The following is a 17,077-nucleotide window of genomic DNA, read 5'->3' as shown; positions in this document are numbered from 1 at the left end:
GTGAAGGAATCCAACTTGAGCGAACTTCTCAACCGCCGCCTGGCCCTGCTCGGCGAGCGCGCTAACCTCTCTCTGCTCGAACAGTGCCTTCACGGCATCGAACGTGAATGCCTGCGCGTGACCGGCGAAGGTCGCCTGGCGCAAACGCCGCACCCGGAAGAACTGGGTTCCGCGCTGACCAATGAACAGATCACCACCGACTACTCCGAGTCGCTGCTGGAGTTCATCACCCCTGCCCTGACCGATCCGGCCGATACGCTGGCGAGCCTGGACAGCATTCATCGCTTTGCCTACAGCAAGCTCGGCAACGAGTACCTGTGGAGTCCATCGATGCCGTGCCCGTTGCCGGCCGAGGAAGATATCCCGATCGCCTACTACGGCACCTCCAACATCGGGCAGCTCAAGTACGTGTACCGCAAGGGCCTGGCCCTGCGTTACGGCAAGACCATGCAGTGCATCGCCGGGATTCACTACAACTTCTCCCTGCCGGAAAAACTCTGGCCGCTGCTCAAGTCGGCCGAAGGTTTTGTCGGCACCGACCGCGACTTCCAGTCGTCGTCCTACATCGCCCTGATCCGCAACTTCCGCCGTTACAGCTGGCTGCTGATGTACCTGTTCGGTGCATCGCCTGCCCTGGACGCCGGCTTCCTGCGTGGTCGTGCGCATCAGCTGGAGCAACTGGACCCGGACACCCTGTATCTGCCCTATGCCACCAGCCTGCGCATGAGCGACCTGGGTTATCAATCCAACGCCCAGGCCGGCCTGACGCCTTGCTACAACGATCTGGTCAGCTACACCGACAGCCTGCGCAAAGCGGTGGCCACGCCCTACGCGCCGTATGTCGAAGTCGGCACGCACAAGGACGGTGAGTGGGTTCAGCTCAACACCAACATCCTGCAGATCGAAAACGAGTACTACTCCAACATTCGCCCCAAACGCGTGACCTATTCCGGCGAACGTCCGATCCAGGCCCTGATGGCCCGTGGCATCCAGTACGTCGAAGTACGCTGCCTGGACATCAACCCGTTCCTGCCGATGGGCATCGACATCACCGAATCGCGTTTCCTCGATGCCTTCCTGCTGTATTGCGCCCTGAACGACAGCCCGCTGCTGACCAACACCAGCTGCGGCAACGCCACTTCGAACTTCCTCAGCGTGGTCAAGGAAGGTCGTCGTCCGGGTCTGCAACTGCAGCGCGACGGTCAGCCAGTCGACTTGAAAGAGTGGGCAGGCCAGTTGCTGGAAAGCATCGCGCCATTGGCTGCGCTGCTGGACCAAAGCCACGGCGGCGACGCCCACAGCAAGGCATTGGATGCGCAGATGGCCAAGGTCAAGGATCCGTCCCTGACACCATCGGCCCAGGTCCTGGCGGCGATGGCCGAGCACAAGGAAAGCTTCGCCCAGTTCTCCCTGCGCCAGAGCCAGGCCCATGCGGAGTTTTTCCGCAGCGAGCCATTGCCGGCAGACGTTCAGGCAGCGTTCGAAGAGCGTGCGCGTTCTTCGCTGGCGGAGCAGGTTGCGCTGGAACAGAACGAGGTGGGTGATTTCGACGTGTTTGTCGGGGCTTACCAGGCGAGCATTCTGGCTATCAGCAACTAATTCACGCCGGTTAAAAGATCGCAGCCTTCGGCAGCTCCTACAGGGGAACGTATTCCAATGCAGGAGCTGCCGAAGGCTGCGGTCTTTTTGCCCTATAAATTACTCAGATCATAAGCTCATTCGAAAAAGTTATTTATTTTCGAATTCTTAGATCATTTAGTCTCCTTTCACGCCGACTCTCGGTCGCCTGACAGGAGCTCCCCCCATGAAACTGCACTTCCCCCTTCGCTTGCTGGCGGCCGCTTCCCTGGCTGCGGCGAGTTTCCTTGCCCAGGCGGCTGACGTCACCGTCGCCTACCAGACCACCGTCGATCCGGCGAAAGTCGCCCAGGCCGATGGTGCCTACGAAAAGGCCACCAAGGCCGACATCAGCTGGCGCAAATTCGATAACGGTGCCGACATCATCGCCGCCATCGCCTCCGGTGACGTGCAGATCGGTTACCTCGGTTCCAGCCCGCTGACCGCCGCCATCACCCGCAAGGTGCCGGTGGAAACCTTCCTCATCGCCACCCAGATCGGTGCCGCCGAAGCCCTGGTGGCGCGCGACGGTTCCGGGATCAAGGGCCCACAGGATCTGGTCGGCAAGAAGATCGCCGTGCCCTTTGTGTCCACCGGACACTACAGCCTGCTGGCCGCGCTGAAGCACTGGAACATCGACCCGTCGAAAGTCACCGTGCTCAACCTCGCGCCACCAGCGATCATCGCCGCCTGGAAACGCGGTGACATCGACGCCACCTATGTCTGGGATCCGGCACTCGGTGTCGCCAAGGAAACCGGCAAAGTGCTGATCACCTCCGGCGAGCTGGCCAAGTTCGGCGCGCCGACCTTCGATGCCTGGATCGTGCGCAAGGATTTCGCCGAGAAGCACCCGGAAATCGTCTCGGCCTTCGCCAAGGTCACGCTGGATGCCTACGCCGAATACCGCAAGGACCCGCAAGCCTGGATCGCCAACCAAGCCAACGTCGACAAGCTGGTGAAACTCTCCGGCGCCAAGGCCAGCGACATTCCGTTGCTGCTGCAAGGCAACGTTTACCCGCTGGCGGCCGATCAGGTGATCAGCCTCGGCGCCCCCACCACCAAGGCCATCACCGACACCGCCGTGTTCCTCAAGGAGCAAGGCAAGGTCGAGGCGGTGCTGCCGGACTACGCGCCGTACGTCAGCGCCAAGTTCATCACCAACTGATCGGGAGCTGACTGCGATGGCCTTGCTACAGCTGGAGCGTATCAGCGCACAGTACCCCGGCAGCCCTACACCTGTGCTGGCGGACATTTCCCTGACCCTGGGCCCCCAGCAATTGCTGGTTGCCCTCGGCCCGTCCGGCAGTGGCAAGACCTCGCTGTTGAACCTGATTGCCGGCTTCGTCGAACCCAGCGCCGGGCGCATTACCCTCGACGGCGTGCCGGTCAAAGGACCGAGCGCCGAACGTGGCGTGGTGTTCCAGGACGACGCCCTGCTGCCCTGGCAGGACGTGCTGGCCAACGTCGGTTTCGGCCTTGAGCTGGCAGGCGTTGCGCGGGAAAAACGCGAGCTGCGCGCCCGCGAAATGCTTTCGCTGGTCGACCTGTCCGGGTTCGAACAGCGTCGTATCTGGCAGCTGTCCGGCGGGCAGAAACAGCGCGTCGGCCTGGCCCGCGCCCTCGCCGCCGACCCACGGGTGTTGCTGATGGACGAACCCTTCGGCGCCCTCGATGCCTTTACCCGCGAACAGATGCAGCAACTGCTGCTGCAAGTCTGGCGGCGCACCGCCAAGCCGGTGTTCCTGATCACCCACGACATTGAAGAAGCGGTGTTCCTCGCCACCGACCTGATCCTGCTGGCGCCGAACCCCGGGCAAATCGTCGAACGCCTGCAACTGGATTTCGGCCAGCGCTACGCCGCCGGCGAGTCGGCGCGCTCGATCAAGTCCGACCCGCGCTTTATCGAAACCCGTGAACACGTGCTCGCCCGAGTGTTCTCCCAACGCAGCGCCGCCCAGCGGCAGGAGCGCGCATGAGCAGCTATGAAATTCCCGTCGCCGCGGTAAAGCCCGGCCTTCCCGCGACGGCGTCACGCCGTCCTCTGAGCATTCGCTGGATCAGCCTGCTGACGCTGGTCGCGCTGGTTATCGCCTGGTGGGCCGTGACGGCCAGCGGCCTGATCGAGCCACTGTTCCTGCCGCCGCCGTCCGCCGTGGTGCAAAAAGGCTGGCTGCTGGCGACCACCGGCTACATGGACTCGACCCTGTGGCAGCACCTGGGCGCGAGCCTCAGTCGCATCGGCCTTGGTCTGGGTTTTGCAGTGCTGACGGCGATACCGGTGGGTATCGCCATCGGCGCCAACCGCATTGCACGGGGCGTGCTCGATCCGCTGATCGAGTTCTACCGCCCTATTCCGCCGCTGGCCTATCTGCCGCTGATCGTGATCTGGTGCGGCATCGGCGAGCTGTCGAAAGTCCTGCTGATTTACCTCGCGATTTTCGCCCCGATTGCCATCGCCACTGCCACCGGCGTGCGCACCGTCGACCCGGCGAAATTGCGCGCCGCGCAGTCCCTGGGAGCGACCCGCGCGCAGTTGATTCGCCATGTGATTCTGCCAAGCGCCCTGCCGGACATTTTGACCGGCGTGCGCATTGGCCTGGGGGTGGGCTGGTCGACCCTGGTCGCCGCCGAACTGATCGCCGCCACCAGCGGCTTGGGTTTCATGGTGCAGTCGGCCGCGCAGTTCCTGGTCACCGATGTGGTGGTGCTGGGCATCCTGGTCATCGCCCTGATCGCCTTCGCCATGGAAATGGGCCTGCGCGCCCTGCAGCGAAAACTGGTGCCGTGGCATGGCCAAGCGCATTAATCATCGATCACTGAACTCCCCACTGTAGGAGCCGAGCTTGCTCGCGATAGCAGACTGTCAGACCACACTCCTGTGACTGGACCACCGCCATCGCGAGCAAGCTCGGCTCCTACAGAATGAAATTGAAGAGAACGTCCATGAGCACTCTCAGCATCACCCCCTTGAGCCCCGCCCTCGGCGCGCAGATCAGCGGCGTCGACATCAGCCAGCCACTGAATCTGGAACAGCGCGATGCCATCGAGCAGGCGCTGCTCAAGCATCAGGTGCTGTTCTTGCGCAACCAGCCGATCACCCCGCAACAGCAGGCGCGTTTCGCCGCCAACTTCGGTGATCTGCACATTCACCCGATCTACCCGAACGTGCCGGAGCAGCCGCAAATCCTGATCCTCGATACCGCCGTCACCGACGTGCGCGACAACGCGATCTGGCACACCGACGTGACCTTCCTGCCGACCCCGGCCCTGGGCGCGGTGCTCAGCGCCAAGCTCCTGCCGGAGTATGGCGGCGACACCCTTTGGGCCAGTGGCATCGCCGCGTACGAAGCCTTGTCCGCCCCGATGAAAACCCTGCTCGAAGGCCTGACCGCCACCCACGACTTCACCCGCTCCTTCCCGCTGGAGCGCTACGGCAACTCCCCCGAGGCGCTTGCGCAATGGGAAGAGGCACGGCGCAAGAATCCGCCGCTGTCGCACCCGGTCATCCGCACACATCCGGTGAGCGGACGCCGCTCGCTGTTCGTCAATGAGGGCTTCACGTCGAAGATCAACGAACTGTCGGAAACCGAGAGCGACGCGATTCTGAAATACCTGTTCGCCCACACCACCCGCCCGGAATTCACGATCCGCTGGCGCTGGCAGCAAGACGACATCGCCTTCTGGGACAACCGCGTGACCCAGCATTACGCCGTGGACGACTACCGCCCGGCGCGGCGGGTGATGCAGCGGGCTACGGTGTTGGGGGATGTGCCGTTTTTTCGATAATTCCAGGCTCACACCGCCCGCCTGGCGACCTGTACAAAAACACAGCCATATAAAAATTCAGGCCCCTTCACGACGTGAAGGGGCCTGATTTGTCTTTGTCGCCAGACGAACTCACTCCGCCATCGAAGGCTTCTCCCAAAGATTGATCCCACCCTCCCGGGCAAACCGGTCAATCTCTGCCAGCTCCTCAACGCTGAAGCTCAAGTTCTTCAACGCCCCGACGTTCTCGACAATCTGCTCCGGCCGGCTCGCGCCGATCAGTGCCGAGGTCACTCGCGGGTCACGCAGGGTCCAGGCCAGTGCCAGTTGCGCCAGGCTCTGGCCGCGACGCTTGGCGATTTCGTTCAAGGCTCGAACGTGAGCAATGTTGGCTTCGGACAGGTGCGAGGCCTGCAATGAACCACCGCCCGGACGATTGACCCGCGCATCCGCCGGTACGCCGTTCAGGTATTTGTCCGTCAGCAACCCCTGCGCCAGCGGCGTGAAGGCAATCACCCCGGTGCCGAGTTCATCAGTGACATCCAGCAGGTCCTTTTCCACCCAGCGATTGAGCAGGTTGTAGGCCGGCTGATGGATCAGCAGCGGCACTTTCCACTCCTTCAACAGCGCGGCTATCTCGCGGGTTTTGACCCCGGAGTACGACGAGATGCCGATGTACAGCGCCTTGCCCTGCTGCACCGCCGTGGCCAGGGCGCTGGCGGTTTCTTCCAGCGGGGTGTCCGGGTCGAAACGGTGCGAGTAGAAAATGTCCACATAGTCCAGGCCCAGGCGCTGCAGGCTCTGGTCGAGGCTGGCCAGCACATATTTGCGCGACCCGCCGCCCTGCCCGTAAGGCCCGGGCCACATGTCCCAACCGGCCTTGCTGGAGATGATCAGCTCATCGCGGTACTGCTTGAAATCCTCGCGCAGCAAACGGCCGAAATTGATCTCGGCGCTGCCGTAGGGCGGCCCGTAGTTGTTGGCCAGGTCGAAATGGTTGATCCCCAGATCGAACGCCGTGCGCAACAGCGCCCGCTGGGTGGCGATCGGCGTGCTGTCGCCGAAGTTGTGCCACAGGCCCAGGGACAGCGCCGGCAGCACCAGACCGCTGCGACCGACGCGGCGGTAGGGAATGGAGTCGTAGCGATTTTCGGCAGCGGTGTAAGTCATCGAATCCTCTCTTGTCTGTCTTGAACCTGGTCTCGACTGCTTCGCCAGTCGCCCAGCATACGCCCGGACAAACACCAAAAAACCTCTGACTCGACTAATTGCTGAAACGTTTCACATATTTCATCTTTCACGTGGGAGCAAAAGCAAAAGATCGCAGCCTTCGGCAGCTCCTACAGGTGTCCGCGTTCTCCTGTAGGAGCTGCCGAAGGCTGCGATCTTTTGATCTTTATCGCGCCTGCGCAAACACCTCCCCCAACCAATCCACGAACACCCGAACCCGTGGCGACATGTGTCGGTTGTGGGGGTACAGCACCGAGACCGGCATGGGTGGGGGTGGGGTGTTGGGGAGGATTTCCTTGATCAGGCCCTGGGCGATCTGGGATTCCATTCGGTAGTGGGGGCATTGGATGAGGCCCAGGCCGGCGATGGCGGAGGCGGCGTAGATTTCGGCGCCGAATACCGACATGGCGCTGTCGATGGGCACTTGCTTGAGTTCGCTGTCGACTATGAATTCGAAGGGGAACACCTTGCCGTCGGTGCGGGACACGTAGTTCACGGCGCGGTGGTTTTTCAGGTCGTCGAGGGTTTTCGGTTCGCCGTGTTTGCGCAGATAGGCAGGGCTGGCGCAGGTGATCTGGCGCAGGCTGGCGACGCGTTTGCCGATCAGCGCCGAGTCGCTCAGGGTACCGGCGCGCAGCACGCAGTCGACGCCTTCGGCGATCAGGTCGACCAGGCGATCGGCTTCGCTGATGGACAGTTCGATGTCGGGGTAGCGCGCCATGAATTGCGGCAGCGCGGGAATGACGAAATGCCGGGCCAGGGTGCCGTGCAGGTCAACCCGCAGGCGGCCTTTGGGCGCGACGCTGCGAAAGGCCAGTTCGGCTTCTTCCAGTTCGGCGAGCAACTGCACGCAGCGCTGGTAATAGGCCTCGCCATCGAGTGTCGGGCGCACCTTGCGCGTGCTGCGTTCCAGCAGGCGCGTGCCGAGCCAGGCCTCGAACTGGTTCAGGGTGTGGGTCAGGGTTGCGCGCGGCAGGTCCAGGTCCAGCGCCGCCAGGGTGAAACTGCTGCGCTCGTAGATGCGCACGAAGACCTTCATCGCTTTGACCTGATCCACGCTGATCTCCCGACGCTCGATTGTTGGCGATTATTGAACAGTCAAGGCAACTCTCGTGCATTTATCGGCCGGAGTAAACATGTGAAATTGGCTTCGCTCACCCCTTCAAGAAGCCACATCAGGAACTCAAGACATGACGACTCAAGACTCCAAGGTTGCCCTCGTAACCGGCGCCTCCCGTGGCATTGGTGCGGTCATCGCCAAACAGCTGGCCAGCGAAGGTTTCGCCGTTGCCATCAACTACGCCAACAGCGCCAGCGAAGCTTCGAAATTGGTGGTGGAGTTGCGTCAGGCTGGCCATCGGGCCATAGCGATCAAGGCCGACGTGGCCAATGCCGAGGACGTGCGGCGCCTGTTCGAGGAGACGGAAACGCAGCTGGGCAAGATCGATGTGCTGGTGAACAACGCCGGCATCCTCAAAGTCATGCCGCTGGCGCAGCACACCGACGAGCTGTTCGAACAGACTTTCAACATCCATGCGCGAGGTACGTTCAACACCTTGCGCGAGGCGGCAACGCGTTTGAACAACGGCGGGCGGATCATCAATTTTTCCAGCAGTACCGTGGGCATGAACCTGCCCGGTTATGCGGTGTACATCGCCAGCAAGGCGGCGGTGGAATCGCTGACCCAGGTGTTCGCCAAGGAAATGCGCGGGCGCGATATCACGGTCAACGCGGTGGCGCCGGGGCCGGTGGCGACCGAGCTGTTCCTGCATGGCAAGAGCGAGGAACAGATCCAGACCCTCGCCAAAATGCCTCCGCTGGAGCGTCTCGGGCAGCCTGAGGATATCGCCCGGGTGGTGTCCTTTCTGGCGGGGCCGGAGTCGGGGTGGGTCAATGGGCAGATTTTGCGGGTCAATGGTGGGTTGGTTTAACTAAGCTTTGGATAGCGGTGAATCAGTGAAACCGCTTTCGCGGGCAAGCCTCGCTCCTACAGATGGTGCATTGCGCAGGAGCGAGGCTTGCCCGCGAAGGCGGTCTGACATGCACTACAAAACTGCAGGACAACACCCACCATGCACACCACCATCATCATCACCTTCGGCCTCATCCTCCTGGCGCTGATGCTCTACATCGGCGAGAAGATCGGCTTCACCCGCCAGACCCTGGCCTACTGCTTCATCGTGCTGTGGCTGGCGCTGACCCTGATCAATGGCGCGGTGGGCATGGTGCATGCCGGCCAGCCCCTGGGCACGGAGCTGGCGGTCGGCAGCGCGGTGTTCGGCGTGCCGGTGGCGGCGCTGGTGCTGTTCATGGTGCTGACCACCGACACATAGCGATCAACGCACCAGATGCAGAAACTGCATGTGCCGCTCGTATTGATCGAGGATGTCGTTGATCACCTGCTCCTTGCTGTACCCCACCAGATCGTAATCCTGACTGCCCTCGCTCAAATGCACCTCGGCCCGGTAGTAACGGCGGTTGTTGAGCTGCTTGGAGCCCATGCCGCCACGGGCGAACGAAGGGGTGAAATAGCCGCGCATCTGCACCTGATAGATGAACGGATGCTGGTCACCATGGCCAATCTCCAGGCTGACGCTGTCATGGGCCGGATCCGGCACCGTGACCACGCTCAAGCCCTTTTCGACAAACACCGCAGAGACTTCATCGATCGCCGGACGCACGGTGCTTTCCATGAAGCGGTACACCTCGTCCCGCGAAGGGAAATGCACCGCCTGACTCAAGCGCTGACGCCAGCCACCGCGTCGCGCGCCGGACACCGGCGCCAGCGAATGCAGCTGCGCGATCTGCTTTTGCGACTCCAGGTAAAACGCCTTGTGCAGGCCCCACATCATCGACAGCAAAATCAGCGAGAACGGCAGCGAGGTCAGCACCACCGCCGACTTCAGCGCATCGATGCTGCCGGAGAACAGCAGCGCACTGGTGACCAGCGCCGTCATCGCGCCCCAGAACACCCGCAACCATTTCGGGCCGTCTTCATCGGGGTTGCCACCCTTGGCCGAGAGCGTCGACAAGACCACGGTGCCGGAGTCGGCGGAGGTGACGAAAAACACGAAGCTGATGAACACCGTGACTGCGATCACGGTCTTGCTCCAGGGGTAGGTTTCCAGCAGCAGGTAGAGGGTCATCGACGGGTTGTCGATGGCCGACATGCCCAGCGCCGACATGCCGTGATTGAGCACCTGATCGATGGCGCTGTCACCGAAGATCGACATCCACGCCAGGGTGAAACCCAGCGGAATCAGCAGCACGCCGAAGACGAATTCGCGGATGGTCCGGCCTCGGGAAATCCGCGCGATGAACAGGCCCACGAACGGCGACCAAGCGATCCACCAGGCCCAGTAAAACACGGTCCAGCCGCCCAGCCAGTCGCTGGGTTTGTCGTAGGCGTAGAGGTCGAAACTCTTCATCGGCAAGGCGCCAAGATAATCGCCCAGGTTCTGGATCAGGGTGTTGAGCAGATGCTGCGTGGGGCCGGCGAACAGCACGAACAGCAGCAGCGCGCAGGCCAGCAGCATGTTGATGTCGGACATCACCCGCACGCCCTTGTCGACCCCGGACACGGCGACGATGATCGCCGCGCCCATCATCAGCGTGATCAGGCCGACCTGAATCCACTGGGTGTGGGCGATGCCGAACAGGTAGTCCAGACCCGAGTTGAGGTGCAGCACGCCAAAGCCCATGTCGGCGCCCAGGCCGAACACCGTGGCGATGATGCCGAAGCCGTCCACGGCGTAACCGATGGGGCCATTGATGCGCTTGCCGATCAGCGGGTACAGCGCCGAGCGCAGGGCCAGCGGCAGGTTGTGCCGGTAGGCGCAGTAGGCCAGCGCCATGCCGACGAAGGCGAACACGCCCCAGCCGTGCAGACCCCAGTGAAGAAACAGGATCTGCATGGCCTGACGCGCGGCGGCCGGCGTGCCCGCCTCACCTTGGGGCGGCTGGAGCATGTGGGTCAGGGGTTCGGACACGCAGAAGAAAAACAGGGTGATGCTGATCCCGGCGGCGAACAGCATGCCGGCCCAGGACAGGTAACTGAATTCGGGCTCGTCGTGGTCGGCACCGAGTTTTATCTTGCCGTAGCCCGATAACGCGGTGACCACCACGAAGACCAGATACAGGGTCATCGCCAGCAGGTAATACCAGCCAACCGTGTTGGCCGCCCAATTCTGCGCCGCCAGAAGCCAGGCGCCGGCCTGTTCAGGCATGGCCATGACGACGACGCCGAACAGCAGGATGAAACTCGCGGAGAACCAGAAAACCGGAGGGTTCATGCGGACCAGGCCGCTGGCAGGAAGGGACGATGCACTCATGAACGGTGCACCTCGAAGCGGTAAAACGCGGCTGTGGAAATCGGACTCAGCAAAGGCAAGCCTCCTGTTGTGAGCGGGCGGCGAACCACCGGTTTAACTTGAATGAACGTTCAATTTAAACATGAATAGCAGGCTAAGGACCAATCGCAGGGCTGAGCGGTCGGTTGCGGGAGGTGGGAGTTGGAGCGCCTGCAGGAGCTGCCGAAGGCTGCGATCTTTTGATTTTGATCTTGTGGGACCTTGAAAAGATCGCAGCCTCGTTTCACTCGACAGCTCCTACAGATGGGGCTGCCGGCGGCTATTTGTGGCGAGGGGGCTTGTCTGTTACTTCTGCGTACCGTCATCAACCTGCAAACTCGCCTGCGTCAGGTTGCTTCCCGGTGGCACGCTGCGGGTCAGCCAGACGTTGCCGCCGATGGTGGTGCCCTTGCCGATGGTGATTCGTCCCAAAATCGTCGCGCCGGCGTAGATCACCACGTCGTCCTCGACAATCGGATGGCGTGGCTGGCCCTTCTGCAACTGACCGTCCTCGTCCGCCGGGAAGCGCTTGGCGCCCAGGGTCACCGCCTGATAAATCCGCACCCGCTCGCCAATGATCGCCGTCTCGCCGATCACCACGCCGGTGCCGTGGTCGATGAAGAAACTGCGGCCGATCTGCGCGCCCGGGTGAATGTCGATACCGGTGGCCGAGTGGGCGATTTCCGCGCTGATCCGCGCCAGCAACGGCAAGCCTGCGCGATACAGATGGTGGGCCAGGCGATGGTGAATCACCGCCAGGATTCCCGGGTAGCACAGCAGCACTTCATCGACGCTGCGCGCCGCCGGGTCACCGTGATAAGCGGCCAGCACATCGGTATCCAGCAGGCTGCGCAGCCCCGGCAACGCGAGGGCGAAATCCTGAATGATCTGGATCGTCCTGGCCTCGACCTCAGCCTCGGCCTGGGCGCCATGGCGCGCGGCATAACGCAGTTCCAATCGTGCCTGCGCCAGCAAGGCGTTCAACGCCCTATCCAGAGTGTGGCCGACGTAGAAGTCCTCGCTCTCCTCGCGCAGATCAACCGGCCCCAGGCGCATCGGAAACAGCGCCCCGCACAGCGCCTCGAGAATCTCCGCCATGGCCGCCCGGGACGGCAACTCGCGACCGCCCTGCTCGGTGCTGGCGCGGCCGTTCTGTGCACGCCACTGGTCACGTGCGCCGCGCAGTTGGGTGACGATGGTCTGCAATTGCCAATGGCTGGAACGCTCACTCACGGTAAAAACTCCTCACGGGCGACCGGACTGTCTGGCCGCACTGACGGCGATTACTCTACGGCAAGGCGCGTGCGGCAAATTAAGAACCAATAGTGCTGGATCAAGCACGTTTGGCTATAAGCGATTGGCGGTTGCCCCGGCTTTTGGCCGTGCCTATAGTCCAGTGATCATTCCCCGCCAGTAACGGAACCATGATCAATCAACAGCTGATCAAACAACAGCTTGCCCGTTTTAATCGTCTCGACCTGCTCGGTCAGCCCACCGCCCTGGAAAAACTCGAACGCCTGTCGACCTGGCTCGGGCGCGACGTGTACGTCAAACGCGATGACCTGACACCTCTGGCGATGGGCGGCAACAAGCTGCGCAAACTCGAATACCTGTGCGCCGATGCCCTGGCCCAGGGTGCCGACACCCTGATCACCGCCGGCGCCCTGCAATCCAACCACGTGCGCCAGACCGCCGCCATTGCCGCCAAACTGGGCCTGGGCTGCGTCGCCCTGCTGGAAAACCCGCTCAGTACCGAAGACCCCAACTACGTCGGCAACGGCAATCGCCTGTTGCTCGATCTGTTCGATGCCAAGGTCGAACTGGTGGAAAACCTCGACAACGCCGACGAGCAATTGCACGCCCTGGCGGCCCGTCTGCGCAGCAACGGCAAGAAGCCGTATCTGGTGCCGATTGGTGGCTCCAACGCCCTGGGCGCCCTGGGTTATGTGCGTGCCGGCCTGGAACTGGCCGAGCAGATCAAGGACACCGGCCTGAATTTCGCCGCGGTGGTTCTGGCCTCGGGCAGCGCCGGCACCCACAGCGGTCTGGCGCTGGCATTGAACGAAGCCCTGCCGGATCTGCCGGTGATCGGCGTCACGGTTTCCCGTAGCGAAGAAGATCAGTTGCCGAAGGTTCAGGGCCTGGCCGAACGCACCGCCGAACTTTTGGGTGTGAGCCTGCCGGACAGCTTCAAGGTCGAGTTGTGGGACGAATACTTCGCACCGCGCTACGGCGAGCCGAATGCCGGGACGCTGGCGGCGGTGAAGCTGGTGGCAGGTCAGGAAGGCCTGCTGCTGGATCCGGTGTACACCGGCAAGGCCATGGCGGGATTGCTGGATGGCATCGGGCGTCAGCGCTTCGACGATGGCCCGATCATCTTCCTGCACACCGGCGGGGCGCCGGCGTTGTTTGCCTATAAGGACTTTCTGTAACAACGCTGTCCCTGTAGGAGCGAGCATGCTCGCTCCTACAGGGTGATGTTTATATTCATAAAAGAGATAACGATTAGAAAATTTATTATTTTCTAATCTAATAACGCCATCATATAGTCATCCTATAGGCGAATTTCCCGAGAGACGCATACGCTGCTTTAAGGCAGGATAGCGCTGTCGTCCAATTCCCGTTTTCGCCAACCTTTCCAAACGCAACTTCCATAAGAAAACACAGGGGCTAGTCATGAATTTTTCCGCACTACGTCGAAATCTGCTGGTGGGTTCGCTGGGCCTGGCACTGAGCGCCGGCCTGATCGGCAACGCCGTTGCCGGTGAGCAGCTGCAACAAATCAAGGAAAAAGGTGTAATCAACATCGGCCTTGAAGGCACCTACCCACCGTTCAGCTTCGTCGATGCCGACGGCAAGCTGTCCGGTTTCGAAGTCGAGCTGTCCGAAGCCCTGGCCAAGGAGCTGGGCGTGAAGGCCAAGCTGCAACCGACCAAGTGGGACGGCATCCTCGCGGCGCTGGAATCCAAGCGTCTGGACGCTGTGGTCAACCAGGTGACCATCTCCGAAGAGCGCAAGAAAAAGTATGACTTCTCCGAGCCGTACACCGTTTCCGGTATTCAGGCCCTGGTGCTGACCAAGAACGCGGGTTCGATCAAGTCCGCCGATGACCTGGCCGGCAAGAAAGTCGGTGTGGGCCTGGGCACCAACTACGAGCAGTGGCTCAAGGACAATCAGCCCAAAGCCATCATCAAGACCTACGACGATGATCCGACCAAGTTCCAGGACCTGCGCAACGGCCGCATCGACGCCATTCTGATCGACCGTCTGGCCGCGCTGGAATACGCCCAGAAAGCCAAGGACACCACCGCCGCAGGCGCTGCGTTCTCCCGTCAGGAAGCCGGCATCGCCCTGCGCAAAGGCGAGCCTGAACTGCTGGACGCGCTGAACAAGGCAATCGAGAAGCTGCGCGCCGACGGCACCCTGGCCAAGCTCTCGCAGAAGTACTTCCAAGCTGACGTCACCAAATAATGGGAGAAGCTTTCCAACTCGCACTGGACTCCGCGCCCTTTCTGCTCAAGGGCGCGTACTACACAGTGATCCTGAGCCTGGGCGGGATGTTCTTCGGCCTGGTGATGGGCTTCGGCCTGGCGCTGATGCGTTTGTCGCGCCTGAAACTGGTCAGCTGGATCGCCCGCATCTACGTGTCGTTCTTTCGCGGCACGCCGTTGCTGGTGCAACTGTTCGTGATCTATTACGGCCTGCCGCAAATGGGTCTGGAACTCGATCCGCTGCCCGCGGCCCTGATCGGCTTCTCACTGAACATGGCCGCCTACGCCTGTGAAATCCTGCGTGCCGCGATCAGCTCCATCGAGCGCGGCCAATGGGAAGCGGCGGCCAGTATCGGCATGACCCGCGCGCAGACCCTGCGCCGGGCGATCATTCCGCAGGCGATGCGCACCGCGTTGCCGCCACTGGGCAACAGCTTCATTTCCCTGGTCAAGGACACCGCTCTGGCAGCCACCATTCAGGTGCCGGAGCTGTTCCGTCAGGCGCAACTGATCACCGCCCGTACCTTCGAAGTGTTCACCATGTATCTTGCCGCCGCGCTGATCTACTGGGTTCTGGCCTCGGTGCTGTCGCACCTGCAGAACCAGCTGGAAGCCCGGGTCAATCGGCACGACCAGGAGTCCTGACCCCATGATTGCCGTGGAAAAACTGACAAAGCAGTTCAAGGGTCACGTCGTGCTCAACGGCATCGATCTGCAAGTGAAGGAAGGTGAGGTCGTGGCGATCATCGGGCCCAGCGGCTCGGGCAAGACCACGTTCCTGCGCTGCCTGAACTTCCTGGAAGAACCCACCAGCGGCCGGATCAAGGTCGGCGATATCGAGATCGATAGCAGCCGCCCGTTGGTCCAGCAGCAAGGCCTGGTGCGCACCCTGCGCCAGCACGTGGGCTTCGTGTTCCAGAACTTCAACCTGTTTCCCCATCGCACCGCTCTGGAAAACGTCATCGAAGGCCCGATCATCGTAAAGAAGGTCCCGCGTAACGATGCCGTGGCCCTGGCGAAAAAGCTGTTGGCCAAGGTTGGCCTGGCAGGCAAGGAAGACGCTTACCCACGCCGCCTCTCCGGCGGTCAGCAACAACGGGTGGCGATTGCCCGCGCACTGGCGATGGAACCGGAAGTGATCCTGTTCGACGAACCGACCTCGGCACTGGACCCTGAGCTTGTGGGCGAAGTGCTGGCGACGATCCGGGGCCTGGCCCAGGAGAATCGCACCATGGTCATCGTCACCCACGAAATGGCCTTCGCTCGCGATGTGGCCAACCGTGTGGTGTTCTTCGACAAGGGCGTGATCGTCGAGCAAGGCGAAGCGAAGGCGCTGTTTGCCAACCCGAAAGAAGAGCGGACGAAACAGTTTTTGAGCAAGTTTCTGAACAACTCGCACGCATGATGTTTCCATCGTAGAAACCCCAACTTCCATGGATGGAAGTTACCTCCCCCCGAAAACAACTTATTCGAATAGGTGCGCTACATAGTTATGTGTCGCGCGATTCTTCGTTTGTTTTTCCTGCATCCCGATATTCATGGTCTTTTTCGACTGACGCCCTCGTTTATTGACTTCCAGGCGTAGGAATCTTCTGAATAACGGCTGATCCTGCCTATATGCAAGTTGCGCTATTGACTCCCATTCAGCACAACTTTTATCTAACGACCCCACCGGCTATTTCAAAGCAAAGTCAAACTTCCTTCCCAGTTTCAGAAATGGATTTCGCTGAACGACTTCAAGGAGAGATACCCCATGAATTGCATCTCACGCATACCGTCCCTGGCACCACCGACCCTGCCGCAAATCAGCAAGGAAGGTATCAATTGCCTCGCGGCGAACCACCTGCGGGTCGAGGTAAGGCCGTACGCCGACATGGACAAGGGCGATCTGATCGAACTGTTCTGGGACGGCCTCTTCGTCGCCTCCCGCGTGGTGACGGCGCAGGACGTTGGCCACAGGGTCAGCCTGCGGGTACCGGAAAGCTTCATCGCCAGCGGCGCCACCTGGGTGCATTACCGGGTGATGCAGGTCGGCACAAGCCCCGCGCTGTCGGTGGCGACGCGGGTGCAGATCAAACTCGACTGCCCCGGTGGTTCTCTGGGCGATGAGGAAAATCAGTTCCTGGCGCCGGTGGATCTGCCCGCCACCATCCGCCGCCGGGGGCTCAATGCACGGCAGATCCGGCGCGGCGTACCGCTGACCATCGAGCCTTACCTGAACATGGCCGAGGGCGACGAAATCACCCTGCGCTGGGGCGATGCGCGCATGGACTTGCCTGCGCTGAAAGTCTGCGATGTAGGCCTGCCCATCCAGCTCTGGGTGCCGCCCACCATCATCCTCGAAGCCGGCGAAGACCTGCGCCTGGAAGTCACCTACTGCATCCTCGACCGCGTCGGCAACAACTCCCGCTGGGCCCCTGCCCGCACCCTGAAAATCGGCTGCACCCAATCATCCTCCTCCAAACGCTGAACCCCTGTAGCAGCTGGCGAAGCCTGCGTCCGGCTGCGCAGCAGTCGTAAATCCTGAGTGCGAGGTTTACCTGAAACACCGCGCCGGCTGATTTTGCGACTGCTGCGCAGCCGGACGCAGGCTTCGCCAGCTGCTACAGGGATCGGTTTTGCCTC

General features: G+C 61.7%; 16 protein-coding genes. 12 read left to right on the top strand and 4 right to left on the bottom strand.

All coding sequences use genetic code 11. The annotated features are described in order from the left end of the window. Positions 1–15 precede the first annotated feature (15 nt). The 5 genes from gshA to tauD all read left to right on the top strand — a co-directional run bounded on the left by gshA (position 16) and on the right by tauD (position 5,403). The gene (gene gshA / locus HNO86_RS08105) at positions 16–1,599 is read left to right on the top strand and encodes a glutamate--cysteine ligase (protein ID WP_175376480.1); all 1,584 of its coding nucleotides are present in this window, start codon (positions 16–18) and stop codon (positions 1,597–1,599) included. Positions 1,600–1,804: 205 nt separating this feature from the next. Then, complete coding sequence (gene tauA, locus HNO86_RS08100) at positions 1,805–2,782, top strand: taurine ABC transporter substrate-binding protein (RefSeq protein ID WP_175376479.1); 978 nt, start codon at positions 1,805–1,807, stop codon at positions 2,780–2,782. A gap of 16 nt (positions 2,783–2,798) precedes the next feature. Beyond that, positions 2,799–3,593, top strand: a complete 795-nt coding sequence (gene tauB, locus HNO86_RS08095) for a taurine ABC transporter ATP-binding subunit (RefSeq protein ID WP_175376478.1) — start codon at positions 2,799–2,801, stop codon at positions 3,591–3,593. Next, entirely contained in the window at positions 3,590–4,423 is an 834-nt protein-coding gene (gene tauC / locus HNO86_RS08090; RefSeq protein WP_175376477.1) for a taurine ABC transporter permease TauC, read from the top strand. Before tauB ends, tauC begins: the two co-directional genes overlap by 4 nt. A 137-nt stretch (positions 4,424–4,560) precedes the next feature. Further along, positions 4,561–5,403 (top strand): taurine dioxygenase, encoded by an 843-nt coding sequence (gene tauD / locus HNO86_RS08085; RefSeq protein ID WP_175376476.1) that lies wholly within the window; start codon positions 4,561–4,563, stop codon positions 5,401–5,403. Positions 5,404–5,514: 111 nt separating this feature from the next. Here the strand turns inward: tauD and mgrA are convergent, their stop codons facing one another. Continuing rightward, on the bottom strand, positions 5,515–6,552 hold the full coding sequence (gene mgrA / locus HNO86_RS08080; protein ID WP_175376475.1) for an L-glyceraldehyde 3-phosphate reductase: 1,038 nt from the start codon (positions 6,550–6,552) through the stop codon (positions 5,515–5,517). A gap of 226 nt (positions 6,553–6,778) precedes the next feature. Further along, positions 6,779–7,669: a LysR substrate-binding domain-containing protein gene (locus HNO86_RS08075; RefSeq protein WP_175376474.1), complete on the bottom strand. Its 891-nt coding sequence runs from the start codon at positions 7,667–7,669 to the stop codon at positions 6,779–6,781. A gap of 133 nt (positions 7,670–7,802) precedes the next feature. Here HNO86_RS08075 and HNO86_RS08070 point away from each other — a divergent pair, with 133 nt between their 5' ends. Both HNO86_RS08070 and HNO86_RS08065 read left to right on the top strand, forming a co-directional pair. After that, positions 7,803–8,543 carry an SDR family oxidoreductase gene (locus tag HNO86_RS08070; RefSeq protein ID WP_175376473.1) on the top strand — a complete coding sequence of 247 codons (741 nt, stop codon included), beginning with the start codon at positions 7,803–7,805 and terminating at the stop codon, positions 8,541–8,543. Positions 8,544–8,684: 141 nt separating this feature from the next. Then, positions 8,685–8,945 carry a hypothetical protein gene (locus HNO86_RS08065; RefSeq protein WP_175376472.1) on the top strand — a complete coding sequence of 87 codons (261 nt, stop codon included), beginning with the start codon at positions 8,685–8,687 and terminating at the stop codon, positions 8,943–8,945. Between the two features lie 3 nt (positions 8,946–8,948). On the opposite strand, the gene betT is transcribed toward HNO86_RS08065, so the two are convergent. Both betT and epsC read right to left on the bottom strand, forming a co-directional pair. Next, a complete protein-coding gene (gene betT / locus HNO86_RS08060; RefSeq protein WP_175376579.1) occupies positions 8,949–10,904 on the bottom strand; it encodes a choline transporter BetT in 1,956 nt (651 codons plus the stop codon). A 363-nt stretch (positions 10,905–11,267) separates the two neighbouring features. Then, on the bottom strand, positions 11,268–12,194 hold the full coding sequence (gene epsC, locus HNO86_RS08055; protein ID WP_175376471.1) for a serine O-acetyltransferase EpsC: 927 nt from the start codon (positions 12,192–12,194) through the stop codon (positions 11,268–11,270). A gap of 206 nt (positions 12,195–12,400) precedes the next feature. On the opposite strand from epsC, the gene HNO86_RS08050 reads away from it, so the two are divergent. From HNO86_RS08050 to HNO86_RS08030, 5 genes are all read left to right on the top strand, one after another. Next, positions 12,401–13,393 carry a D-cysteine desulfhydrase gene (locus HNO86_RS08050; protein ID WP_175376578.1) on the top strand — a complete coding sequence of 331 codons (993 nt, stop codon included), beginning with the start codon at positions 12,401–12,403 and terminating at the stop codon, positions 13,391–13,393. A gap of 244 nt (positions 13,394–13,637) precedes the next feature. Next, the gene (gene tcyJ / locus HNO86_RS08045) at positions 13,638–14,432 is read left to right on the top strand and encodes a cystine ABC transporter substrate-binding protein (protein WP_175376470.1); all 795 of its coding nucleotides are present in this window, start codon (positions 13,638–13,640) and stop codon (positions 14,430–14,432) included. Then, entirely contained in the window at positions 14,432–15,097 is a 666-nt protein-coding gene (gene tcyL, locus HNO86_RS08040) for a cystine ABC transporter permease (RefSeq protein ID WP_175376469.1), read from the top strand. Before tcyJ ends, tcyL begins: the two co-directional genes overlap by 1 nt. Positions 15,098–15,101: 4 nt before the next feature. Continuing rightward, entirely contained in the window at positions 15,102–15,857 is a 756-nt protein-coding gene (gene tcyN, locus HNO86_RS08035) for an L-cystine ABC transporter ATP-binding protein TcyN (RefSeq protein ID WP_175376468.1), read from the top strand. A 348-nt stretch (positions 15,858–16,205) separates the two neighbouring features. Beyond that, a complete protein-coding gene (locus HNO86_RS08030) occupies positions 16,206–16,922 on the top strand; it encodes a hypothetical protein (protein ID WP_175376467.1) in 717 nt (238 codons plus the stop codon). Positions 16,923–17,077: the final 155 nt, after the last annotated feature.

It is taken from the genome of Pseudomonas sp. C1C7, from assembly GCF_013359595.1.
Classification (GTDB): domain Bacteria; phylum Pseudomonadota; class Gammaproteobacteria; order Pseudomonadales; family Pseudomonadaceae; genus Aquipseudomonas.
This window is presented reverse-complemented; position numbering and strand designations above follow the sequence as displayed.

Coding starts and splice junctions, on each gene's coding strand:
- tauA (WP_175376479.1), top strand. CDS start 1,805: ATGAAACTGCACTTCCCCCTTCGCTTGCTGGCGGCCGCTTCCCTGGCT.
- tauB (WP_175376478.1), top strand. CDS start 2,799: ATGGCCTTGCTACAGCTGGAGCGTATCAGCGCACAGTACCCCGGCAGC.
- tauC (WP_175376477.1), top strand. CDS start 3,590: ATGAGCAGCTATGAAATTCCCGTCGCCGCGGTAAAGCCCGGCCTTCCC.
- tauD (WP_175376476.1), top strand. CDS start 4,561: ATGAGCACTCTCAGCATCACCCCCTTGAGCCCCGCCCTCGGCGCGCAG.
- mgrA (WP_175376475.1), bottom strand. CDS start 6,552: ATGACTTACACCGCTGCCGAAAATCGCTACGACTCCATTCCCTACCGC.
- HNO86_RS08070 (WP_175376473.1), top strand. CDS start 7,803: ATGACGACTCAAGACTCCAAGGTTGCCCTCGTAACCGGCGCCTCCCGT.
- HNO86_RS08065 (WP_175376472.1), top strand. CDS start 8,685: ATGCACACCACCATCATCATCACCTTCGGCCTCATCCTCCTGGCGCTG.
- betT (WP_175376579.1), bottom strand. CDS start 10,904: ATGAACCCTCCGGTTTTCTGGTTCTCCGCGAGTTTCATCCTGCTGTTC.
- tcyJ (WP_175376470.1), top strand. CDS start 13,638: ATGAATTTTTCCGCACTACGTCGAAATCTGCTGGTGGGTTCGCTGGGC.
- tcyL (WP_175376469.1), top strand. CDS start 14,432: ATGGGAGAAGCTTTCCAACTCGCACTGGACTCCGCGCCCTTTCTGCTC.
- tcyN (WP_175376468.1), top strand. CDS start 15,102: ATGATTGCCGTGGAAAAACTGACAAAGCAGTTCAAGGGTCACGTCGTG.
- HNO86_RS08030 (WP_175376467.1), top strand. CDS start 16,206: ATGAATTGCATCTCACGCATACCGTCCCTGGCACCACCGACCCTGCCG.